This window comes from Tenacibaculum profundi (assembly GCF_057162725.1).
Genome location: NZ_CM169894.1, coordinates 2214703 through 2239318, shown reverse-complemented (window position 1 = coordinate 2239318; position 24616 = coordinate 2214703). Strand labels below are relative to the sequence as shown.

Below are 24616 nucleotides of genomic sequence, written 5' to 3'. Positions count from 1 at the left end.
TTATTGTTTGATTCAATTTTTTTACCGCACATCCTTTGTTTATTTAGTAATTAGATTGTCTACGAATTATTTTTAAGTATTTAATTATAGTTTTTTATTATCGTTAATTTATTATCTATAGTTTTTTTATATATAGATTTGAATTAAATCAATTAATAATATAAAAATGAAGAAAATTGTATTCAGCCTATTGGCTTCTATGATTCTTTTATCTTGTTCTAGTGAAAAGAGGCAAAGTGATAAGAAAGAAGCGGGGGGCTGTCCTTTTGGTTTTGATAAAGGGCATAAGAAAGAACAGATCTCTGAGAGAAAACTAAACAAAGATTGGTGGCCCAATAAACTAAATTTAGATGTTTTGGCTCAAAATTCTGAACTAAGTAATCCTATGGGGGAAAAGTTTAACTATGCAGATGAATTTAGTAAGTTAGACTACAAAGCATTGAGATCAGATTTAACAAAATTGATGACGGATTCTAAAGATTGGTGGCCAGCAGATTATGGCCATTATGGCCCTTTATTTATTAGAATGGCATGGCATAGCGCAGGTACTTATCGAACAGGCGATGGAAGAGGAGGAACAAGAATGGGATTACAACGTTTTGCTCCACAGAATAGTTGGCCTGATAATGGTAATTTAGATAAGGCAAGAAGGTTATTATGGCCGATAAAACAAAAGTACGGGAAGAAAATTTCATGGGCAGATTTAATGATTTTAACTGGAACTGTTGCTATTGAGTCAATGGGATTAAAAACCATAGGTTTTGCAGGAGGGAGAGAAGATGTTTGGGTTCCACAAGAAGATGTTTATTGGGGTTCAGAATCTGGATGGTTAGAAAGTAGAAGACTTAATGAAAAAGGTGAATTGGATTTAGAAATCGAGAATCCGTTAGCAGCTGTTCAAATGGGGCTGATATATGTAAACCCAGAAGGTCCCAATGGAAACCCAGATCCCTTAGCTTCTGCAAAAAATATTCGAATTTCTTTTGATAGAATGGGAATGAATGATGAAGAAACAGTTGCGTTAATTGCTGGAGGGCATACTTTTGGAAAAACACATGGAGCTAGTGCTGTTGAACATGTGGGTGCTTCGCCTGAGGCTGCAGGAATTGAAGAGCAGGGCTTAGGATGGAAGAGTAGTTATAAATCAGGTAAAGGAAAAGATGCCATCACTACTGGACTAGAAGTTATTTGGACTCCAACACCTACAAGATGGAGTCATGCTTTTTTGAATACGCTACTCAATAATGAATGGGAATTAACTAAAAGTCCAGCAGGAGCTCATCAATGGTCAGCTAAAGGAGTTGGAGAAGTTTTTCCTGATGCATTTGATAAAAATAAACGACATAGACCAACCATGTTAACATCTGACTTAGCTTTAAAATTTGACCCAAAGTATAAAAAGATTTGTCAAAAATTTTTAGACAATCCTTTGTCTTTTGATGCTGCTTTTGCAAAGGCATGGTTTAAGTTGACACATAGGGATATGGGACCAAAAACAACCTATTTAGGAAATGACATACCTGAGGAGGACTTTATTTGGCAGGATCCAATACCCGTTTCAAACGGAAAAGTAATTTCTAAAAAGAATATAACTGAGTTAAAAAAGATTATTTTAAGCTCAGGAATTCCAGCAAACCAATTGATAGAGACGGCTTGGGCTTCGGCATCTTCATTTCGCGGATCTGACAGAAGAGGAGGTGCTAATGGAGCAAGAATCCGTTTAGAGCCTCAGGTTAATTGGGAAAGCAATAATCCTAAACAATTAAAAAAAGTATTAGCTATATATGAAGAAATACAGTCTAATTTTAATAAAAAAAATACCCTAAAAGTATCTCTCGCTGATTTAATTATACTAGGTGGTTCTGCAGCTATTGAAATAGCAGTAAAAAAAGCAGGATATACAATGGAAGTACCATTTATTCCAGGAAGAATGGATGCCACTCAAACACAAACAGATGTTAATTCTTTTGCAGTTTTAGAGCCAATAGCCGATGGGTTTAGAAATTATCAAAAGAAAAAATATACGTTAAAAACTGAGGAGCTGCTAGTGGATAAGGCACAATTACTAAAGCTAACAGTTCCTGAGATGACTGTCTTAGTAGGTGGAATGCGTGTGTTAGATGCAAATTTTAATAATTCTAAAAATGGGATATTTACTCAACGACCAGGAGTGTTAACAAACGATTTTTTTAAAAATCTTTTAGATATGCGAATAAAATGGTCACCTGTTTCTGAAGATAAATTAGAATTTAAAGGAATAGAGAGAGGTACTGACAAATTAGTATGGACAGCAACAAGAGCCGATTTAATTTTTGGCTCTAATTCTGAGCTTAGAGCAGTCGCTGAAGTATATGCTAGTGATGATGCTAGAGAAAAATTTGTAAAAGATTTTATAGCAGCTTGGACAAAAGTGATGAATTTAGATCGATTTGATGTTAAAATATAAAAATTACTTAATCTTTATTTTTAAGTTTTAAGTATTTGATAATTAGGATTTAATGAAGCGATACAAAATTTGTATCGCTTCATTTTTTATATTTAAAATAAAGAATTGTATTTTTACGGCATCTGTTCAAAATGGGGATGTAGCTCAGTTGGCTAGAGTGTTTGACTGGCAGTCAAAAGGTCGCGGGTTCGAGCCCCGCCTTCTCCACAAAAAACTCTTATACTTTATAAGAGTTTTTTTTATAAAATGTTAATAAATTATATATCAACATTTTTTCTCTGTGATTTGAAAAATAAGATGATTTTTTTTCAGTATCCACGTTTTTTAATTCTAACAACCATATTTATTTTAATTAGTTAATGTTTTGAAAAAAGTAGCTATCCTTTTAAAAATAGCGACTATCATACAATAAAAATAATTACGTTTGGGCTGAATATATAGGCTATTCAAGAATCTATAGCACAGAATAAAAATCAAATTAAATATTATTTTTATGCAAAAAGGTAACTTAATTAAATTTGGAACCGAATCGATGACTACAGGAGCAGCAACACTTCATCATAAGGTTGTTTGGGAATCTAGTACAGGTAATTTAGAAGATCTTTCTCATATTAAAACAAGAGAAAGAGTTGTTTGGGATTCTGCTCCTATTGAGTTTGGCGCACCTATAGAATATCAAAGATCAGCATTCCATAATGGATTAGGTACTAATGGAGCAAATTCAGGTTTTGCTTCTGATGATCACTCGATCGTTCCACCTGAATTTAAATATCAGCTAGCTACTGATGGAGAATCGAAGGTTTGGAAAATGAAACAACAATATGAAATGCAGATAGACGGAGGTGATTGGGTACCGATACCTGATGCAGTGTTTGAAATTACCCGCTGGTTTGAAAGAAAAGGAAAAGACTTGATAGCTTATACCGCAAAAAGAAGAGTTGCGGGTGTTGAAGGCACAATGCATAGGGCAATGGTTAAGGTCCCCGGTTGGTTTAAATAAAAAAGTATTTTTATTTATAAAACATAATCAAGAAAGCTATTTTTCAAGCGCTTACTTGATTATGTTTGCTCTTAAAATTATTAAAAGAGCTGATTTTTAAGTGACTAGAGAAATTCTATTTTATGGTAATTGACTTTGTTATTCTCTATTTTAATCAACTTTCTAATTATTTGATTTTTAGTGTAAAAAAAGCATATAAAAGGACCAGAAATTAATGTATTATCTAAATTTAAAAGTTCCCCGTTAACAAGTTTTGTTTTAGTGACTACCTTTTGACCTGAAAGGTTATACACCTCTATATCGAGATTATCTATGGTTTTATCATTAGAACGATATTTAAGGGTATTATTGGAAATCTCAAATATAACTTCCATCACAGAAGAAGAAGCATCGATGAGAGTCTCTAAAAACTTTCTTTGATTAGTGTAACTTACAAACTTTGTATGACTATCAATTTGAAAAATTTGACGACTTACAGCTATTCTAGCACCGTCAGGATAATTTGTATGAATTTCATAAAGAGACCTATTTGATTTTGTTTTTAAAGTATTGAGATTGGATCCGTGTCCCTGAAAGTAAATCTTTAATGTTTTTAGTTCATTATTTTCACAATTCAAAACATTAAGATTTTTATTAGGTCTTATATCCAAAATTTCAATTTTATTGTTAGCACAACTCAAATATTTTAATTCTTCATTATTACTAGTGTCGAGATTTGTTATTTCGTTGTTGTTACACAGAACAGATTTTATTTTTAAATTATTTGACATGTCAAGAAAGCGTAACATATTATTTGAAATATGTATTGTTTCCAGCTCTGGAAGTTCTGCTATATTTAAATTTCGTAATCTATTATTACTTAGTTTTAAAAACCGTAGGTATTCAGAAGAGGGAAGTTTTAATAAACGAAGTTTATTTCCACTACACGACAAATATTTCAGATTAGCATTATGTTTTATTTCAAGGTAAATGAGATCGTTATTATCGCAGACTAATATTTGTAGTTTTTGATTTAAAGATAAATCTGTGTGCCTAACTTTATTACCAGAAAAATCAAGATATTTTAAATTTGAAAACTCTTGAATGCCCTCAAGTGATTTTATGTTTTTATTCGAAATATCAAGGTTGACAAACTTAAGAGCTTCAATATTAGTGATTTCATTATCGTTGTTTTGATTTATTGAAGATTGAAGTAAATATTTTTTAAAGTTTACATCTGGAATGTCAATAGGGTACACATATTGAGAATAACAGTCTGTTATAATTGTTATTTTTGCTATAACTAAAAATAGCTTTAATTTTTTCATTTTAAAGAATAAATTGGATAATATGTTATTGTTGGAAGGGGTTTGGAATTATTATAATGTTATTAAAACATCAAAAATCGAAAAATATAGCCTTATAATGATGACCTACACTAGGTTCTAATATTTGCCACAAAAGTAATATGTTTTTATGGGATGAAAGTATATTTCGTTCAAAAAAATAACCTTTAAATAAATAAAAAACCAATGAATTAAAATTTAAAATGTTACGTTATTATTATACTATATGTTCAGATTTGATAATGAATATTTAATAGATTAAGATAGCTTAATTTGATAAAACAATTAATATTAATAGAGAAATTAAAAACAAAAAGGTAGTCGAGATAATTACGTTTGTGGAATTCTCTTTATTTCTAATTGAGCCATTTTGAATTCCTCACAGGTATTAATGTTTCTTATCAAATTATCATCAACCTCAATAACTTTAATGTCAGTGTTGATAAGCATTTTTCTCGGACAAGAATAACCTTGAGCTAGGTATTGCAATAGTTTACCATACGCTTTGGGTTCATAAATAGTTACCAAAGGTTCAGGAAACTCTTTGTTTTTTCCTTTGATAGTTGTGGCAATTTTACTGGGATCTCTATTTTCTAGTAAAAGTTGAATAATCTCTTTATTTATAAAAGGAATATCAGTGGCTAAAACAAACCAAGCAGTATTGGGTTTTTTTTGAAAAGCCGAACAAATGCCTCCGAATGGACCTAAGTTGAGAAAAGTATCATTAATTTCATTAGTTTTATTAGTAGAAGGTGAAATATTTCCTACGGAAAAAAAGGTTTCTAGAGAACATTCTTTAAATAAATCTTTAAGGTGTTCTTTTTGTGGTTTTCCATAATAGTTTAATGTAGATTTATCCATCCCCATTCGAGTACTCTTACCACCAATTAATACCAGTCCTTTTACAGGAGCAATGTTATCTTTTATAATACTTTCAATATGATTTGTAATTCCATCCACATCTTTAATATCGTAGCATTTTATTTTTTTTATTTTGGGAAATTTTTCTACTAGGCAGTCAAAGAAATGAGTCTCTTTGTTTAGTTTAATTATAAAAGCAATATTAGTTATTTGAGACAATCTTTTTTGAATTGAAGCTTCTTTTTCACCGTCTAGAATAATAATTTGTTTTTTGCCTGGATAATGATTTCCATTTATAAAAACTAAATCATGGTTGTAAAACTGTAATCTTTGCTCGTATTTGTTATGGTGAGAACTAGTGCTTATTTTAAGGTTTCCTTCATAGTGGAAAGTATATTCCGTTAATATATTTTCATCAACGTTTTTGGCATGAGATGCATCAAAGTATCCTAAATTGAAATACGTAAGTTTTTTACTTATTATATAAATTAAATTGCTAATAGTAGTGCATTTAGTACCCAAAATAGCAATTTCATTAGGAGCAAAATTATCGTTATTTTTTTTACTTAACAGAGCATGTTTATGGTGTTGTTGCATTTTAGAGTATCGCTAGGCGGTTTAAATTACGCACGGTTTTGTGCTTTTTAAAGGTACAAATTTTAATATAATAAAATGCTTTTGAAGAAGACTACCTTAAAAGACTTATACGATTAATATTTTGAGTTGCGATATTTATTTAAAAAATAACAGCTGTGTACAATATTTAAGATCTATTAACAGTCAAAGTTAAAAGTATATCAGTTAGTATTTATAATGACCTCACTTTACTTTATAGCTGAATTATTTTGTAATAATTTCAAATTATAAGCGGTATTAAATATTTGTTAATTTTTTTCAAAAAATTGAAAAACAAATTATCTTCACGTAATAAAATAAAATAAAAAATGATTAAAAAATTTAAAAAACTATCAACACCTTGGTTGATAGTATTAGCGTTGGTAGCTACATCTTGTAGTGATAACTTATCAGAGAATGTTCCTAATACCAATGAAATTGGCCAAAGCCTAATTTTTCAAAAAGGTAAGGGAGATAATAAAAAGAATCTATCCAATTATGTAAACAAAGTAGCCGTGTTTACAACACAGAGAGATGACGATCATGGTTCTAGTCTATATTTGGTTACTAACGAGTGGGTTTTTAGATGTTCAGGAAACACTAATGGACGTGAAGCAGAGACTTTTGGAAGAAAACGTGCTATAACGTACACAAAGCCAGGAGCAAAGTTTGATTTTCCAGCTATTGGCTTATCACCAGTTGAGGGAGGGCACACAGGAAATCCTGTTTCGTTTGTGTTAAATGATGATGGTAAAATTCCTGCAGAAGCTCCAAAAAATTGGAATGAAAAAAATGGAGTTTCATGGAAAACAGCTGTAATAGAAGTTTTTGCTGCACAGGCTGCGTCATATACAAGTGTAGGGAAAAACGGTCGATTTAGTCGTAAAGTTGGAGATCCTGTATTTAAAGAAGATTAGATCAAAACTATTGTCTTTTTAGTTTTCAACTAATTGATAGTTAATGATTATAGAAAAAGATTCAATAAGGTCTCTTAATGCTTCAAAAATTTATTAGGAGACCTTATCTAAAGTGATTTTTTGTTTTTTGATTATACTTAATCCATGAAATTTTGCTTGGTAATTTTTAAATCAAATTTTTATTGTTGGCAAAGTAATAATGGTATAATTATTTCTACAAAATAGGCCATCTATAACACTTCTATTTTTTAATAAAATCCTTGTTATTCTTCTCAATTAGAGAATGCTTTTGATGTTGTCATATCGAGAGCATAGCTAATTGTTATGATACTATTATAGTATCTGCGTTAGGTAAAATTATTGGATTCTATATTCTGTAGATTAAAATCACTTTTTATGAAAACGATACTGACTTGTTGGTTACTAAAGTATTAATACTAAAAATTACAACAGATAACTTTATAAAACAATAAGTTTTTACAAATTGATTTTTAATACTTTTTTAAAGTATTCTAGTTTTAGAATTCGTGATTACATTATCTCAAAAAACCTCTTTATAATGTATGGTCTTTTTTAATTAATATTTAAAAAAACTATTTTTTAAAGTCAGATGCACCTCCCTTTTTTTCAACAAGCTTCACTTCTTTAATAATCATTTTTTGATTAAAAGCCTTACACATATCATAAATTGTTAAACAAGTAGCTGAAACTCCTGTAAGTGCCTCCATTTCAACACCAGTTTTTCCTTCAATGCTAACTTCACAAGTGACTTTAATTTGCGTGGCATCGATTACAGAAATATCAATATCAACTCCGTTAATTAATAAGGGATGACACATTGGTATAATATCGGATGTTTTTTTTACGGCTTGAATTCCTGCAATAATGGCTGTTTGGAAAACAGGTCCTTTTTTAGTGATGAGTTCTGAATTGGTAAATTGATTGATGATTTCTTTTCCTAAAAACATGGTCGCTTTAGCTATTGCCTTTCGTTTAGTGACTTTCTTTTCAGAAATATTCACCATTTTAGGATTGTTTTTTTTGTTTATATGTGTAAAGTTACTCAACTTAAATCTATAAATTTTACGGTAAAACTTTTTTTACTTTTATTGTCTATTACTTTTTAATTTTTGAATTCATTGAATTCATTGAATTCATTGAATTCGTTTTTGACAAAACCTAAAATTAGATATTTATGATGAGATTTTAATTAAAAGAAAATAAACATTTTTACAAAATTCAAAATTCAAAACTACGATAGCGATGTATAGGAAAAACGTGCCCTTTTTTGTATGATAGTTCTTTTTGTTTTGGAAGCTCTATAAAACCATCCGCTGCTGTTAGGCTAGCTAAGTCACCAGAACCATTTCCTTTGACAGGATAGGCGATTAATTGACCATCTTTAAGTTGTAAATTTACTTGTAAAAAATATGTTAAATTAGGTTTAAAATCAACATTTTCACCTAAAATAGCGGTTAAAGAAACAGGAGCTATGTTCATGCTATAATAGTACCATGAATAAAAATAAACCATACAATTTACATAGGTAGATATTGGATTTCCAGGAAAAGCAAAAACAAAAGTATTTTTCTGCGTACTTTTTTCTGTAGTATTGGTGTTTTCATTAGAATTATGAGTGTCATTGAAGGTAGTTCCCATCCAAAAAGGTTTACCTGGACGCTGTGAAACTGTATGAAATAATTTTTGAACACCTAAGCTCTCTAAAACTTCAGGCAAAAAATCGTATTTTCCCTTACTAACAGCTCCGCTAAATAATAAAACATCATACTGTTTAAGGTATGTTGCTATTTTTGAATTCAGTACTTCCTTTTGATCTGTTAGGTGTGCGTTTTCTGAAGGAATATTTAATTTTTCAAGGAGAGAAACGAGAGTATAAACATTACTTTTTCTGATTTGATGGTCCAAAGGAGTTTGATTAACCTCTATTAATTCGTCACCCGTAGAAACGATCATTATTTTTGGTTGCTTTGCCACTTTAACCGTTGTCTTTCCAACCGTGGCTAAAACACCAATTTCTGCAGGGGATATAATAGTGTCTTTTTTAATTAAAACGGTTTCTTTCAATTTGTCTGAACCCTGATGGTGTATATTTTGTCCTTCTTTAATTTCATCAACTATTACGGAAGCCATTAACGTGTTTATAGAGATATCTTCATAACGGATAACGGTATCAGTATTGTGAGGAAGTACAGCTCCTGTCATTACCTCATAGCAGTGTGCCGCATTCTCCATAGTCTCTTGAACCGTTCCAGCAGGTTGAATTCCTTCAATTTTAAAATCGCGAACGCCGTATTTAAAAAATCGATAATTAACAGCAATACCATCCATGGCTACTCTATTAAAAGGCGGAAAATCTCTATCGGCAACAATATCTTCCTTTAGAACTCTTCCAACAGATTCTATAAATGGAACCTCTTCAATACCAAAATCTAATTTATGTTTTAATACAATTTGTTTAGCTTCTTTTACTGTGATCATTTTAGTATAAGTTTCATAGAAAAAACAAAGTTAAGGTATTCTGGTAAACAAGTCTAGGAATGGCGAAAATAGAAATCGAACTATGAAGTAACTATAGATTATATTACCTTATAAAATTTAAGATTACCGCTGTAAAACGATTTTTTCCTTTTTATTAGAGGAGAAAAAGAAACGGTAGCCAATTTATGTAAAGAGAACTATATTTTTGCAGCAATTTTAAATGTAAATGTGTTTATAGAAAATAATTATTTGGTGTGTGATGCTAAATTTTTTTACAGTTTAAATTAGTAAATATCAAAAAACTACAAATTAATATCTGTAGCTATCCTCCAATAGTACTCATGCTTTCAGACACTTTGCCTTGTGTCCTATTAGCTTCTGCTATAAAGCCGTTTTCAGGTTTTTCTTTTACAAGTTTTAAAAACAATATTTTTAATTCATTGTCACTAGCACCTTTCCTCAAAAAATCTCGAATATTAAAAATACCGTCATCAAACAAACAATTTTTTAACGCGCCAGTTGAGGTAATTCGAATGCGATTACAATCATTGCAAATGGTTCTTGTAAAGGCTGGAATAATCCCTATAGTACCCTTAAAATTTTTAACCTGATAGTTTTTAGAGGTACTGGATTTTTTATCTAGAATTTTATCAATTTTAAAGGCTGTTTGTATTTCTTGTAAAATTCTTATTAGGTTCCATTGTTCTTTCCACTCTCTTTGACCACTTCCATTAAAAGGCATTTCTTCTATAAAGCGAACGTCTATGTTTTTGGTTTCGGTAAGTTTTACAAAATCAACAATCTCATCAGTATTAAAACCTGACTGAACAACTACATTTAACTTTAAATGCAGGCTGCTTTTTTCTAATAATTCAAGAGTTTTATAAACGTCCTCAAAAACGGCTCTTCTGGTTATTTTAAAAAATTTACTAGCTTGTAAGCTATCAATACTTAAGTTGATGTTTTTAACTTTTGTCAAACGTTCAATACGCTCAATATGTTTTTGAATGAGTACACCATTGGTAGTAATATTAATCGTTTTCAGCAAGTCATTAAAAGATAGCATTTCTAAGAAACTCATAAAATCTTTTCTTACAAAGGGCTCACCTCCTGTTAATCGGACTTTTGTAACTCCCAATTCTGTAAGGACTCTAATAATTCGATACATTTCTTTGTAGGTTAGCAACTCATTTCTTGGAACGATGGCTATTCCTTCTGCCGGCATACAATACTGGCAGCGTAAATTACACCGATCCGTAACGGCTAATCTAGCGTATGTTATTTGACGCCCAAAATTGTCTATTAATGACTGCATAAAACAAATATAACAAATTCAAAACCGTTGATTTTATCGAGCAATCAAAGAAGTTATCGACTTTAAAGAAACAATAAAGAGCCATCGAGTATAATTGTATGACTATTCATTTAAAATGGTAAGTTCAAATTCACTAGGCGCTAATGTTAAAATTCATTTCATTGTTTTTTTACTTGAAGTAACATCTCGATAACCATCACTATTAATATATCTAAAAGCATTTCCTACCAAAAATATAACCACGTGTGTCTGAACATTAATTGCTACGGTGAATCACTATTAAGCTTCTAGTAGGTGCGTTTTTAGTATAATAATTGCAATTGTATTTTTCATTATTTAGACTATTATTTTTGTTTTCGCATTAAGTAAGCTTTACTTCTAAATCATTGTTATGAGAAATTATTTTTTTACTTGATTTTCCATATCATAAAGCAATGTTTTTTTAACTCTTCCACTTTTTCTATCAGATAAAAAAGTAATGATGTTTGTAATAATTGAAATGAATACACTTTTATGTTCTAAAATAAAGTCCATATGGTTTTCAGCTGTATATTCTTATCTGAAATTAATTTGTCGTTTTAATAGCAAACTCACTACTTGTTATATTTGGTATAATGAGCATAGCGCTCATTTCTAAAAGTAAAAAGAGGTTATTAAATTTAAATTAGCTTTGTGTTTTCTGTTAGTAAATTATTTTTTTGCGATTAATGCAAATAAAGGTGATTTTATTCTCCATAAAAAAATAATATAAATTGTAACTTGCAATTTGAAAAAAGAAGGATTGCTGAGATAAAAATTGCCAAATAAATCACTTCTTACATAAGAAAACAATTGGGTTTTTGATTTTTTTCAAAGACTTTAAAAAAATATAGCTAAAAAAGATGGGGTTTCATTTTTTTACAGAAGTAAATACACTACGGATTCAAATTAAAGAGAATACACATGAACATCTGCATGCGAATGGAGATTTAGAAGAATTCAATGCGTATAATCAATTTTTGAAAGCGAAAAAACGCAAGCACATTCTCTGTGAAAAATCACTTATTTTTTAGAAGAGTATAAACAGGATATATATAATACAGTGACACATTGAATTGTATTATTATAAAACCAAATATATGAAACATACGGTGGCCTTTAGTTTATTATCACTACTCATATTTTCTTCTTGCACTTCCCAGCAACAAAAAGGGAAGTATGCTAGTTATTTTAAAAATACTTGGCAAGAGCAATACTTAAATGGACCTGTTAAAATGCAGCGTCAGGTTTTTAATTATGCGAAATCTAAAGATAACCTGCCAAAAGACAGTTTGTATATGTTTAATGCGGTTTTTACCGTATTACCTGTGGGGAATTCTGGTTATAGTTAATTCGATAGGTATGGTATTACCACTAAATTTCATCCTTTAAGAGGGCGATTGAATCGTTCGGTTCCTTATGATTCTGCTGTAGTAAAACATAAAGAAGGAAATATATATGTATATATAGAAAAGTATTTTAAAGATGATGTAACGAAAAAGGTAGAATACAGGCAACAGTTTCCAATAAAAAAACATGTATTTAATCCTTATAGGGTGCATTTAAATTATTATTCATACCAACCCTACTATTTTTATGTAAAAAAAGACAGTACGGCAAAAAGGCAGGTCAGAGCATATCGCTATAACCTAAATAGTGATGGAGCAATAAAAGAAGAGATAGGAGTTACCTTATGGGATAGAAATTTAGATGATATAATAGAAGAAGAAACAATAGATTATAAGGCTATTTACAATTATAATGAAAAGAACCAATTAATCAGTAAAAACTATACTGAGTTGGGTCATGTACCTGGTCTTCCAGATCATGACGCTGAATTTTATGATACGGGGTATAAAACTCCTTTTGAAGCATATACTTATGATGAGAGAGGTAATTTAACGTCATTCCGCTTATATACCGATGAAGATAAAAGTAAAAGAAGAATAGTTGCAAAAGAAGAATATAAATACAACGAGCGAAACAATTTAATATGGAAAAGAAAATGGGCAACTTTTGTATATGGAAGTCATTTTAAATTGATTAATGATTTAGAATTCAATAAAAAAGGAGATGTAGCTAAAGTAACCACCTTTGAAAACGATGGAAAAACGGTACACCTTTGGTATCGTTTTGAATACTTTGGATATGATGAATACGATAATTGGACGGGGTTTTTCGTGTATTTAAAAGATAGTAAAAAACCTTTCGGTACAGGAAAAAGAATACTTGAATATTATAAAGAAGAGAAAGAATAAGGAACCAATTAATAGATATGTACACCCAACAATTGTATTGTTATTTTATTGCAGTAGCCAGCATAGCGCTGCTCATAGGCTGTTCAACCCCTAAAGTAAGTACTGGAAAATATCAGAGTATTTATAAACATTCGGAGAGTGACCATTATTTAAGCGGCCCTGTTAAAATAGCACGTTCTAAAATGACTGTTTATAAAAAAAACGATCCTGAATTTCGAAAAAAAAATTCCCTTTATTTTAACCCTTATGGTAATCTTAATGTTATTGGGTTAACTGGATATTTTGAGTTTGATAAAAATGGTGTCGAACAGGTACATTATAGATTAGAAGACTCCCTAACAGAGCCATTTCCTGCAAAAGAAACAAAGGACAAAAAAACCTTGCTAAAAATACGTTTGGAAGTTCAGGATACTGCAGAGATCAAAAAGAAAATACAGTTTAAGCAAAATTTACAACCTAAAAAATTTGTGTTTAACCCTTATCGGGTGCGTTATAAAAACGATTCTTATACTTTAAGTACTGTAATTATCGATAAAGATAGCTCTTACAAGAGACTAGCTATTGGTTATGACTATGTACTAAATAGTAATGGTACAATTCAACAAGAAATATCGAAAAAGTTGTGGGATAATAATTTAGATGGATTTGTGGATGAAAAAGAACACAATTATATAGCTACCTACTCCTACAATGACAAACAGCAACTAATACGAAAAACCTATGACGCAATAGCTTATTTAAGGTATGAAGATCACGATCATCTTAAGTTTGATACTAGTTTTCCGTTAGAAGAGTACACCTATGATGAGGTAGGTAACTTGGCAACAGTTACCGTATATTCTATGGTAAAACGAAATGGTGAAATTTTGAAAGAATTTGCCTACCACAAGGAAAAGTATTTTTACGATGAAAATAACCAACTCATACATAAAAAAGTCAATTCTGGTCACGGAGGTGGGTTTATGAATAAAAATTGGAAATTCTATAATGAATTTTTCTTTACCGACAAGCAAGAGGTTGCCAAGGTGGTTTCTTATGAAAGTGATAGAAAAACAGTGTATGCTACCTATTATTTTAAATACGAAGGGCATGATGCCTATGATAACTGGACCAAATGCTATTTTTATTTTGGAGATGAAAAAGAACCTTTCGCAGAAGTAAATCGAATTATAGAATATTATAAAGAAGAGAAAGAATAAGGAACCAATTAATAAAAAATTATGAATGAAAAACAAACCTTTTCAGGTACCTATCAAGTAGGAAATAACTCAGAAAAAGAGTTTGAGATAACGTATAACAATTCTCCTGAAAAAGAAGAAAATACAGCACAGCTTTTAAAGTTGCTCAATAGCCCATGGCAATTAATTAAAAACGGCGGTAAGTTTGGTGTAAACAGTGTAAAGCGCTTTTTTACCGTGTTGTTTTTATTTGGGGCTTGCAATACAATACTGTTTTTTTATGCTTTAGCCACACTTTTTGGCTCAGGCTTTGCTTTTGGAAAATTAGCGTTTGTATTTTTAGTACTTATAATTGGTGTAGCACTTACTGTTTTTGCAAGCTATAAAACCTACCAGTACGTTGTTATAGATACCATTCGTGTAATTTATGAAAACCTAGCCAGCTTGTTTAAAAAATTAACGGATTTATTAGTGGATAAAACCGAAGCTGTTTTTGATGGAAAAGTAAACCTAAACTCCCAACAATTTTCAAAAGCCATTGATATTGGAAAAACAGTACACCAAACCTATAGCGGATTGCCTAGTTTTTTAAGAAAAGGTATTGTGTTAATTCTGAATAAAATTCCGTTAGTAGGAATGCTTACAGAGTTAAAAGAAGATATTGCTTCGGGAAATAAAGCTGAAGCAAGTACTAAGCTTTATACTAAAATGGATGATTTTATCACCGAAACCGTATTTGGTAACAACAATACCAAATGGATTTGGTGGTTATTGCCTTTAAATATTATAGGGTTAATAGTCCTGATAAAAATAAAAATTGGTTAATCAATAATAAAAAGTCAAAGAGATTTATACTCTTGGAAGTAACAAAAAAGTAAGTAAAAGTAAAAAAGAGAATAATTAGCATAAAAAGTAAACAAATGAAAAAAGTAAAAGGAATACTAGCAAGTTTTATCTTGATAACCATTGTATTATCATGTAGCTCAAATGATGACGAAGCAAACCTATCAAACAATTGCGGTGATTTTAAAGAGCAAACAGCACAAGGAAATTTTCGAGGCAAGAGTTTTACAGTAAAGGGAGGCACTTATAAAAAGGTATTCGATGATTACAGTTTTACCTTATTTATTTATGAAGAAACAAGTGGTGATCCATGTTTTGTCCCACAGTTTAACGAAGGACAAGATGTAATTAATATTACTTTAAGTTCAGCGGAACCACAATCCATAACAATATCTAATACCGGTCAATCAGGTACTGATATGTTAAGTTTTATTAGAACAACGCAAGATTCAAATGGAGCATCAATTGATTCTGAACTATCAGAATGTGGCACCATTGAAATTATATCTGTGGATAGTACAACCAAAGCTTTAAAAGGTCGAGTAGTAGCCAAAGGTGTTCAAGGGAGTGAAATTAATGGAAACTTTACATTGCAATTATGTGAATAATTGAGATGGTTTTGTTACCCATGTAGTTTCTAAATAAAAAGAAACTGTTCATATGGGAAATATTTATAAATAACTAATCATAGAGGGAGATAGAAATTACACTGCTTTTTTATGTGTTTAACTGTTGTTTATGATTAGAGAGTTAAAGTAAAACAATTAGTTCTAGAATTAATTGATAAAAAATAAGCCTGTTGGTATTGCTGTATTATATACATCCAGAATCGACACGGCATTAGAAATTGAAAAAATAATTACCTATGGAAAATAGTATGTACCCATCATTGAGTGAGCTTTTACCGATAGAGAGAGAACCCACTGGCGCTCGTTTATAACGAGTGACTAACCTAAATAGCGTTTGCAACGCCAACAAAAAAAATAAAAGACAAGCAATGTCAGAGAAATACAAAATAATAGATAGTTCCAAGCCCACTTTTATAACCTTAACATTAGTAGGTTGGGTAGATTTATTTATACGGCCTATTTACAGCCAAGTCATAGATAACTCATTAAACTACTGTATTTCAAACAAAGGTTTGCAAGTTCATGCATATGTATACATGACCAGTCATTTGCATTTAATTGTATCATCAGTAAAAGAAGAGTTACAAAACATAGTAAGAGATTTTAAAAAATTTACGGCAAAAGAATTCATAAAAATAATAAAAGAACACCCGGAAAGCAGAAGAGAATGGTTGTTAAATAAGTTTAAATATGAGGCAAAAAGAACTCAAAGAGCAAAGAATTATAAAGTATGGCAAGACGGTTTCCATCCAGTACTATTAGATACTATTATGAAAATAGAACAGCGTGTAAACTACATACATAATAATCCAAAAGTAGCAGGATTTGTATACCATGAAAGAGATTGGGTAAATAGTAGTTATGCAGTTTATGAAGAAGATAACAAAGAAATGAGTCATGTTAAGGTAACTGCTTTATGGTAGGCTCGTTGCGTTGTAGTAATATAGGTACTCGTTACAAACGAGCACCAGAGCTAGTTAGGGGCTACAGTTATACAGGTACTCGTTACAAGCAAGAACCAGAGTGTTGTACCAGAGGGTACAATAACTAATTAAAAAAATTTGAATCAACTATAAAAAATAAAAAGACAACTAAAAATTATGAAAAAACAACTAATATTTCTAATAGCGTTATTGTTTAGCGTAATATTAATAGCACAAGAAAAGAAAGTAGCCGTAGTTACTTTTTACTCCGACAAAATGATCGGTTTTAGCGACCTTGTAGGAAAAGGAAATGAAATACTCGCTACCAAAATTGCCGATTTAAAAAACAATCCAGATTTTAATCTTACACCTATTTTAGAAAAATTTCATGACAAATTTTTTAATGAATACTCGAAAAAATTTCCATTCGAATTGTTAAGAGAACAAGAAGTTTTAAAAAATGAAGCCTATAAAAACTACGACTTGAGCAAGGTAGAAGAACGAGAAGTAATGCTTGATAATTATGAGATTTATCCAGAGTATAAATATATAAGTGAATCTTGGTTTAAAACTGATGGAGAAAAAGCCATGACAGCTATTTTTAAGGATAAAGCGGATGGAACCATGTATGTAAGAATTCATTTTGACTTGGTAAAAGGTTTTGGAATTGGCGGAACAGGTAGTGTAAAAATGAGAGTATATGCCAGAATAGCACTTTTGAATGATGAAGGAAAACAAATTTTAGCGATTAACGAAAGTGCACAATCTAAAAAAACAGGTGCTATGGTTGCAGGAATTCCAGTGATAAAGCCAAAAAAACTATTACCCATGTGCGAAAGTGCGTTAGAACGTTTATTAAAAGATTTAGACAAACGTTTACCAAAACTGGTTAAAAAAACGAATAAAAAACTGTAAAAACAAAACAATCAATTAAAACAATTAAAAATGAAAATATTAAAAGGAATACTAGCTAGTTTTATCTTTATAACAAGTGTAGTATCATGTAGTTCAAGTGATGATGAAGCAAATACATCAAAAAATTGTGGTGATTTTATAAATCAAGAAGCTAAAGGAAAAGTAAAAGGCTTTGACTTTACCAACCAAGGAGGTACCTATACCTTAATGCCAAATAGAGAATATAACTGTACCATTCGAACAAAAGAAGTAACTGGGGGATCTTGTTTTTTTCCTGAATTTGATCCGTTTAGCGAAGAACTACGAGAGGTTAAAATTTTGTTTGGGTTAAAGGAATTAAAACCTCAAACCATTACTTTCTCAGATACTGCTAATGCTGGAGGAACTCTAGAGAATACATTAAATTTTAATGCGAAACATTATGATAGCAATACAAATAGTAATTATACAGATGCAGAATTAGCTATCTGTGGAACATTGGAAATAACGGAGGTTAATAATAATAAAATTAGCGGAAAAATTATTGCAACAGGGCAAAAAGGAAGTACCATAAATGGAAACTTTACATTAGAATTATGTGAATAATAAATAATTGAGATATTAAAATAAAAGTAATACGCTTAATTTATTTTAGACAAAATTGTTTAGAAGAGTTGATGACTTATAAAAGTTCGTTTTGATAGTCATCATATGATTGCGATATATTTAAAAAATAAAAAGGACTTTTTTTAAAAGTCCTTTTTATTTTTTTCTTGAAAAAACGGTTATACAATTTCCATTTTTTTAAGTAAAAAAGAAGCATTCATGTTTTTACAAATACCTTCTTTCATTTTATAATCAAAAAATAATTCGTTGTTAACTATTTCGGCATCAAAATAATAATTTTGAATTTGCTTGTATTCTTCTGCTAATTCGCACAAACTAACATCATGCGTAGCAATAATACCCGTAGATTTTGACCTCGTTAATTTTTCAATAAACTGTTTTGAACCAATCGCTTTATCTTTACTATTAGTCCCTTTTAATATCTCATCAAGAATGATGAAGTAGGTATCTTCTTTAATTTCATCGACAATAAATTTCAATCTTTTTAACTCAGAATAGAAATAAGATTCGTCATCTGTTAACGAATCAGAAGTGCGCATACTTGTAACTAGTTTTATGGGTGAATACTTAAAAGCTTTTGCACAAACAGGCAATCCACAATTTGCCATAACAACCGACAATGATAAGGTGCGTAAAAAAGTACTTTTTCCAGCCATATTTGCACCAGTTATAATAAAAAAATGTTCACTATCAAGCATAAAATCATTATCAACTCTATTTACAGGCTTTAAAAGAGGATGTCCTAAGCTAGTAGCTTCGATGGTTTGGTTTTTATTTTCAATGGCAGGAAATATGTAATTAGGATGATTAAAAACAAAATTTCCGAATGAGTTATAAGCATCAAAAAAAGCAACTACCTCAAACCATTCATTAACAACATTTTTATACTTAGCAATCCATGCTTCAGTTTTTGAAGCATTACGGATATCCCATAAAAACAAACCGTTACCAAAAACAGCAATAATTAAATTATTTCTTTGATCAAAAGCATTTAGTACATCTGAAAACTCTTTAAAAATAGAAGAAGCTTTTTTTTCTTTAATCTGTATTTTGGATTGTTTTTCTTTTAAAACTTTTGAGGTGAAATTTTCAGTTTCTATTTGCTCCAATAGTAAGTAATATTGTTTAAAAATGGCTTTAGCACTACTTGCTGAGGTATATAAACTTTGGGTTTTTTTTAAATAAAACATAGAAATTCCTAAACCAATAAAAAACCAAGTCGTTATCAAAGAAAAAGAGGCAATATTAAATACAATAAGACCGAAAACAAGGATAGATACTATTGAAAAAACTTTAGGTAGAATGATTAAAAAGGAAGGTAATTGAGATGTATAGTTCTCTATCCATAAAGAAATATTTGAAATTTGCTTTTTTTTAGGGCTAGCTAGTTGAGCGAGCATAGTGAAATTTTCTCTCCAATTGTATTTTTTAGAGAGTTCCTGTATTGCTTTCTGATAGTCTTCAATAAAATTAATAGTATTAGCTGTAAGCAAAGAAGCTAAAAGTTCTTTTCCTTTTTTGGTAGCAGTTCTATTGACATATTGAAAAAAAGAACTTTTTCCAAATAAATCGATATCGTTGCTGTAATGATGCATTGAATTTATGAATTCTTTTCCATCGGGTCGATCTACAAAATTACCTTCTAGAATAGAAATCTCTGTTTTGTTAAATGCGATTTTAAGTTCGACGTGATTTTTTTTATCTTTTAAGTTTTGGTGTTTTGAAACAAGAAAACCAAAAATTAGAACACCAATACCTCCAATGAAAAAAGGAATATTTGGAATTTGATAGGTAAAATAAATACTTATAATAAAACCAAAGAAAATTAAAGATCGAAAGATTCTAATCAATCGGATTTTTTTTTTGACTTCTACTAGTTTTTGCTCGTGTTTTTTGAGTTGATTTGCGTAATGATTATGTAGTTTTTGCATCTCTTAAAAAAACAATAAAAATACAAGTTTAGGCTAATACAGACTTCTAAAATGGGAAAAATAATAAACCATTATGTTTTTAGAAAGTTGTATTTTCGTTGCTTTCGTTTGAGTTTTTCGAATTGAAGCGAAAATTGAAAATAATGAGTGTTATTGTTAAAATATGTTTTTTGTTTTCATAACTTTTGGGAATAAAAAAGACAAAAGAGGATTTAACAGTATAATTTTTCGGCAAATTAAAAGAGTTCTTGAATGCCAACAACTTTAGAACTACAAATAAAAACATTACCAAATTTACCTGGAGTCTATCAATATTTTGATAAAGATGACGTAATTATTTATGTAGGAAAAGCAAAGAGTTTAAAAAAAAGAGTTTCATCATATTTTACCAAGAACCATGAAAATGGAAAGACTCGAATCCTCGTAAAAAAGATTGTTCGTATTGAACATATTGTTGTTGATACAGAAACTGATGCACTTCTTTTAGAAAATAATTTAATTAAAAAATATAAACCCAGATATAATGTACTTTTAAAAGATGATAAATCTTATCCATGGTTATGTATCAAAAAAGAGCGCTTTCCTAGAGTTTTTTCAACACGAAGAATCATAAAAGACGGCTCTGATTATTTTGGTCCTTATACGAACGTTAAAACTGTAAATGCTTTATTAGACCTTATAAAAGAACTTTATACGCTTCGTACTTGTAACTATGACTTGCATGAAACAAAAATACAAGCAGATAAATACAAAGTTTGTTTAGAATATCATTTAGGAAATTGTAAAGGACCTTGTGAGGGCATGCAAACCGAAGAAAGTTATGGAAATGATATTAGAGCTATTAAAAGTATTATTAAGGGTAATTTTAAAGAAAGTATAGAACAGTTCCGAAACATTATGATGTCTCTTGCAGGAGAAATGAAGTTTGAGGAAGCTCAAAAAATTAAGGAAAAAATTGAATCATTACAGAATTATCAAGCGAAATCAACGATTGTTAATCCTGCGATAAACAATGTAGATGTTTTTTCAATTATTTCTGATGAAACTCATGGTTATGCAAATTTTTTTAAAATCATGAACGGCGCAATTGTACAATCCTATACTACTGAAATAAAAAAGAAGCTAGAGGAAAGTAATAAAGATTTATTAGAGTTATTTATTGTTGAAACTAGAAATCGCTTTAATTCTTTATCAAGAGAAGTGTATGTTCCGTTTGAGGTTGATTTAGGAGAAAAAATTAAGGTTACCATTCCAAAACTTGGAGATAAAAAACGAATTGTTGAGCTTTCCATGAGAAATGCTAAATATTACAGGCAAGAACAGTTTAAGCAAATAAAAATTGTAGATCCTGATCGTCATGTGAAAAGAATAATGTCCCAAATGCAAAAAGATCTACGTTTAGGGACTGAACCTCGCCATATAGAATGTTTTGATAATTCTAATATTCAGGGAACGAATCCAGTTGCTGCTTGTGTTGTGTTTAGAGATGGAAAACCAAGTAAAAAAGAGTACCGTCATTTTAATATTAAAACGGTTGAAGGACCTGATGACTTTGCTTCAATGGAGGAAGTTGTTTTTAGAAGATATAAACGCTTGTTAGAAGAAGAAAAACCACTGCCTCAACTTATTGTTATTGATGGTGGTAAAGGACAACTTTCCTCTGCTTTAAAAAGTTTAGATGCTTTAAACTTAAGAGGAAAAATAGCAATCATCGGCATAGCAAAACGTTTGGAAGAAATTTTTTATCCAGGAGATAGTATTCCATTATATTTGGATAAGAAATCTGAAACATTAAAGATTATTCAATATTTAAGAAATGAAGCGCACCGTTTTGGAATTACATTTCATAGAAACAAACGAAGCAAAAGTGCAATTCAATCTGAATTAGAACAAATTCCTGATGTTGGAAAGCAGACGATAACCAATCTATTACGCAAATTTAAATCAGCAAAACGGGTAAAAAAGGCAAGTTTCGAAGAATTGAAAGAGGTGGTTGGCTTTTCAAGGGCAAAAAAAATTTTTCAATATTATCAAAAGAAGCAGTAATTGCCTTAATTTTCTTTAGAGCTTTAATCATTTTCAAAATTTTTAACCTCTCAAGAAAGTATGAAATACCCTTAAAAATAAAAATAAAAATGAACAAGCTGTTAATTTTTTTAATGACAACCTTGTCATTATTTTCGCAAAAACAACCTAAGGTAGGCTTAGTTTTAAGCGGAGGTGGTGCTAAAGGATTTGCGCATGTTGGTGTTTTAAAGGAACTTGAGAAAACAGGTTTACAAATAGATTATATTGGAGGAACCAGCATGGGAGCTATTGTTGGTGCTTTATATGCTTCTGGTTATTCGCCCAAACAAATTGAGGGTGTTATTAAAGAGGCTGATTTTATGAATCTTCTACAGGACGAAGTAGTTAGAGAGTCAAAGCCTTTTAGGGTAAAGCAAAATTCGGAAAAGTATGCAGTAACACTGCCTATTAGAGAGGGGGGAATTGGATTACCACTTGGTTTATCAAGAGGACAAAATGTACTTAATTTTTTAACCGAATTATTAGCTCCTGTTGATGATATAGTTGATTTTTCCAAATTACCTATTCCTTTTTTCTGCGTTGGAACTAACATAGAAACAGGAAAAGAGGTGGTTCTCGAGAAAGGGTCTTTACCACTTGCTTTAAGAGCTAGTGCTGCTTTTCCTTCGCTATTAAACCCTGTTGATATTGATGGTCAATTAATTGTTGATGGAGGTGTTGTTAACAATTTTCCTGTTGATTTAATGAGAACTAAAGATGTGGACATCGTTATTGGTGTTAATGTTCAAGGACACCTGTTGGAAAGAGAAGAATTATCTTCTGTTGCATCATTACTTCTACAAATTGTTAATTTTCAGATGTATAAAAAGACAGATGAGCAAATGAGGCTTCTTGATGTTATTCTGAAACCAAATATTTTGGAATACAATATCATTTCTTTTGATAGGAATAAAGAAATTATTAAAGAAGGAGTAAGAGTTGCTAAATCAAATAGGATTGTTTTCGATAGTATTGCAAAACTTCAAACAATTAAAAGGCAAAGACCCCAAATTAATTTGAAAAAAACTAAATTTTTAGTTGATAGAATCATTATTAGAGGAAATAAGAATTACACTGATAATTACATTCTTGGAAAGTTAAAGCTTGAAGAAGGTGATAGTACGTCTTACAGAGATGTATCAGAAAAAATAAGTTCATTATCTGCTACAAATAACTTTGAAAGAATCGATTATCATTTCGAAAATTCATTTTCTGGAAAGAAATTAGAACTGAAGGTTAAGGAAGAAAAAATTAAATCATATGTTAGGTTTGGTCTTCATTACGACTTGCTATATCGAACGGGAGTTCTTCTAAATTATGACCATAGAAAATTATTTAGGCAAAATGATGATTTTAATCTTGATCTGGTAATCGGAGATCGTATTCGCTATAAATTGGACTATTTTATAGATAATGGTATTATTCCAAGTTATGGTTTTAGCTCGAGTTATAATTCTTTTAGAAATGCTATGGTTTTTGATAAAGATTTTACAAATAAATACAACGTAAGATATTTAGATTTTACAAACACCTTTTATGTTCAAACAACCATCAATAAAAAGATTGCTTTTGGTATTGGTATAGAAAATAAAAGAATCAAGGTTTCATCAGATACTTTTTTAACAAATGGAGAGGACGCATTTTTTGATAATAGTAATTATATTGACGCATACTCATTTTTGAAATTAGATGCTTATAATAAATCTGTGTACCCGACAGATGGATATTTTGCAAATATTGGTTTCAAATGGTTTATTTGGTCAGATAGAAATAATAGGATAGATGAATTTATTCAACAGAGTGAAGAATTTAAACAATTCTCTCAAATATCAGGAACTATTGGCTTAGCAAAATCCTTTTTCGATGAGAAATTCACGTTTCAATATACTGGAGAGGGTGGTTTTACACTGGGAAACGAGTCTTCAGAGGTGTTTGATTATCGATTAGGAGGATATAATAAAAATTACATTAATAATTTTGTTTCATTTTATGGTTACGATATGTCTGAGCTAGTAAATCAAACTTTTGTAAAGTCTGAGTTTAACTTTAGATATAATTTTTTTAAGAAACATCATTTTAATTTTATCGCCAATTATGCAAGTGTAGAGCACGATGTTTTTAAACATAAAAAAATAATTGATAATATTAAATCAGGATATGCTTTAGGATATGGATTAAGTACATTTCTAGGTCCTGTAGAGTTAAAATACTCCTGGTCACCAGATCATAAGGAAAAATACTGGTTGTTTAATCTTGGGTTTTGGTTTTAA

The 24616-nt window shown here is 30.2% G+C and carries 20 protein-coding genes and 1 tRNA gene; 15 read left to right on the top strand and 6 right to left on the bottom strand.

Annotated elements, in window-relative coordinates; all coding sequences use genetic code 11:
- Positions 1 to 166 precede the first annotated feature (166 nt).
- The 3 genes from katG (at position 167) to AC2GW8_RS09100 (ending at position 3446) form a co-directional block, all read left to right on the top strand.
- The gene (katG, locus tag AC2GW8_RS09110) at positions 167 to 2446 is read left to right on the top strand and encodes a catalase/peroxidase HPI (protein ID WP_440879562.1); all 2280 of its coding nucleotides are present in this window, start codon (positions 167 to 169) and stop codon (positions 2444 to 2446) included.
- Between the two features lie 133 nt (positions 2447 to 2579).
- A tRNA-Ala gene (locus tag AC2GW8_RS09105) sits at positions 2580 to 2653 on the top strand.
- 286 nt (positions 2654 to 2939) lie between these two features.
- Entirely contained in the window at positions 2940 to 3446 is a 507-nt protein-coding gene (locus AC2GW8_RS09100; protein ID WP_440879561.1) for a hypothetical protein, read from the top strand.
- 104 nt (positions 3447 to 3550) lie between these two features.
- Here the strand turns inward: AC2GW8_RS09100 and AC2GW8_RS09095 are convergent, their stop codons facing one another.
- On the bottom strand, positions 3551 to 4753 hold the full coding sequence (locus tag AC2GW8_RS09095) for a leucine-rich repeat domain-containing protein (RefSeq protein WP_440879560.1): 1203 nt from the start codon (positions 4751 to 4753) through the stop codon (positions 3551 to 3553).
- 348 nt (positions 4754 to 5101) lie between these two features.
- Positions 5102 to 6229 carry an NTP transferase domain-containing protein gene (locus AC2GW8_RS09090; RefSeq protein ID WP_440879559.1) on the bottom strand — a complete coding sequence of 376 codons (1128 nt, stop codon included), beginning with the start codon at positions 6227 to 6229 and terminating at the stop codon, positions 5102 to 5104.
- A gap of 347 nt (positions 6230 to 6576) precedes the next feature.
- On the opposite strand from AC2GW8_RS09090, the gene AC2GW8_RS09085 reads away from it, so the two are divergent.
- A complete protein-coding gene (locus AC2GW8_RS09085) occupies positions 6577 to 7164 on the top strand; it encodes a hypothetical protein (protein WP_440879558.1) in 588 nt (195 codons plus the stop codon).
- 593 nt (positions 7165 to 7757) lie between these two features.
- Here the strand turns inward: AC2GW8_RS09085 and moaC are convergent.
- From moaC to moaA, 3 genes are all read right to left on the bottom strand, one after another.
- Complete coding sequence (moaC, locus tag AC2GW8_RS09080; protein ID WP_440879557.1) at positions 7758 to 8231, bottom strand: cyclic pyranopterin monophosphate synthase MoaC; 474 nt, start codon at positions 8229 to 8231, stop codon at positions 7758 to 7760.
- 172 nt (positions 8232 to 8403) lie between these two features.
- Positions 8404 to 9663, bottom strand: a complete 1260-nt coding sequence (locus AC2GW8_RS09075) for a molybdopterin molybdotransferase MoeA (protein WP_440879556.1) — start codon at positions 9661 to 9663, stop codon at positions 8404 to 8406.
- A 322-nt stretch (positions 9664 to 9985) separates the two neighbouring features.
- The gene (moaA, locus tag AC2GW8_RS09070; RefSeq protein WP_440879555.1) at positions 9986 to 10978 is read right to left on the bottom strand and encodes a GTP 3',8-cyclase MoaA; all 993 of its coding nucleotides are present in this window, start codon (positions 10976 to 10978) and stop codon (positions 9986 to 9988) included.
- A gap of 881 nt (positions 10979 to 11859) precedes the next feature.
- Here moaA and AC2GW8_RS09065 point away from each other — a divergent pair.
- The 9 genes from AC2GW8_RS09065 to AC2GW8_RS09025 all read left to right on the top strand — a co-directional run bounded on the left by AC2GW8_RS09065 (position 11860) and on the right by AC2GW8_RS09025 (position 18327).
- Positions 11860 to 12030, top strand: coding sequence for a hypothetical protein (locus AC2GW8_RS09065; protein ID WP_440879554.1), 171 nt, complete (start codon positions 11860 to 11862; stop codon positions 12028 to 12030).
- 66 nt (positions 12031 to 12096) lie between these two features.
- Complete coding sequence (locus AC2GW8_RS09060) at positions 12097 to 12348, top strand: hypothetical protein (protein ID WP_440879553.1); 252 nt, start codon at positions 12097 to 12099, stop codon at positions 12346 to 12348.
- A gap of 48 nt (positions 12349 to 12396) precedes the next feature.
- A complete protein-coding gene (locus AC2GW8_RS09055; protein WP_440879552.1) occupies positions 12397 to 13254 on the top strand; it encodes a hypothetical protein in 858 nt (285 codons plus the stop codon).
- 17 nt (positions 13255 to 13271) lie between these two features.
- On the top strand, positions 13272 to 14453 hold the full coding sequence (locus AC2GW8_RS09050) for a hypothetical protein (protein WP_440879551.1): 1182 nt from the start codon (positions 13272 to 13274) through the stop codon (positions 14451 to 14453).
- A gap of 21 nt (positions 14454 to 14474) precedes the next feature.
- Positions 14475 to 15257 carry a hypothetical protein gene (locus tag AC2GW8_RS09045; RefSeq protein WP_440879550.1) on the top strand — a complete coding sequence of 261 codons (783 nt, stop codon included), beginning with the start codon at positions 14475 to 14477 and terminating at the stop codon, positions 15255 to 15257.
- Positions 15258 to 15352: 95 nt separating this feature from the next.
- Positions 15353 to 15883, top strand: coding sequence for a hypothetical protein (locus tag AC2GW8_RS09040; RefSeq protein WP_440879549.1), 531 nt, complete (start codon positions 15353 to 15355; stop codon positions 15881 to 15883).
- Between the two features lie 389 nt (positions 15884 to 16272).
- A complete protein-coding gene (locus AC2GW8_RS09035; protein WP_440879548.1) occupies positions 16273 to 16827 on the top strand; it encodes a transposase in 555 nt (184 codons plus the stop codon).
- 177 nt (positions 16828 to 17004) lie between these two features.
- A complete protein-coding gene (locus tag AC2GW8_RS09030; protein ID WP_440879547.1) occupies positions 17005 to 17742 on the top strand; it encodes a hypothetical protein in 738 nt (245 codons plus the stop codon).
- Positions 17743 to 17772: 30 nt separating this feature from the next.
- Positions 17773 to 18327 carry a hypothetical protein gene (locus tag AC2GW8_RS09025; protein ID WP_440879546.1) on the top strand — a complete coding sequence of 185 codons (555 nt, stop codon included), beginning with the start codon at positions 17773 to 17775 and terminating at the stop codon, positions 18325 to 18327.
- A 179-nt stretch (positions 18328 to 18506) separates the two neighbouring features.
- Here AC2GW8_RS09025 and AC2GW8_RS09020 read toward each other — a convergent pair whose 3' ends face one another.
- A complete protein-coding gene (locus AC2GW8_RS09020) occupies positions 18507 to 20198 on the bottom strand; it encodes a MutS-related protein (RefSeq protein WP_440879545.1) in 1692 nt (563 codons plus the stop codon).
- A gap of 333 nt (positions 20199 to 20531) precedes the next feature.
- Here AC2GW8_RS09020 and uvrC point away from each other — a divergent pair, with 333 nt between their 5' ends.
- Both uvrC and AC2GW8_RS09010 read left to right on the top strand, forming a co-directional pair.
- Complete coding sequence (uvrC, locus tag AC2GW8_RS09015; protein WP_440879544.1) at positions 20532 to 22325, top strand: excinuclease ABC subunit UvrC; 1794 nt, start codon at positions 20532 to 20534, stop codon at positions 22323 to 22325.
- A gap of 89 nt (positions 22326 to 22414) precedes the next feature.
- On the top strand, positions 22415 to 24616 hold the full coding sequence (locus AC2GW8_RS09010) for a patatin-like phospholipase family protein (RefSeq protein ID WP_440879543.1): 2202 nt from the start codon (positions 22415 to 22417) through the stop codon (positions 24614 to 24616).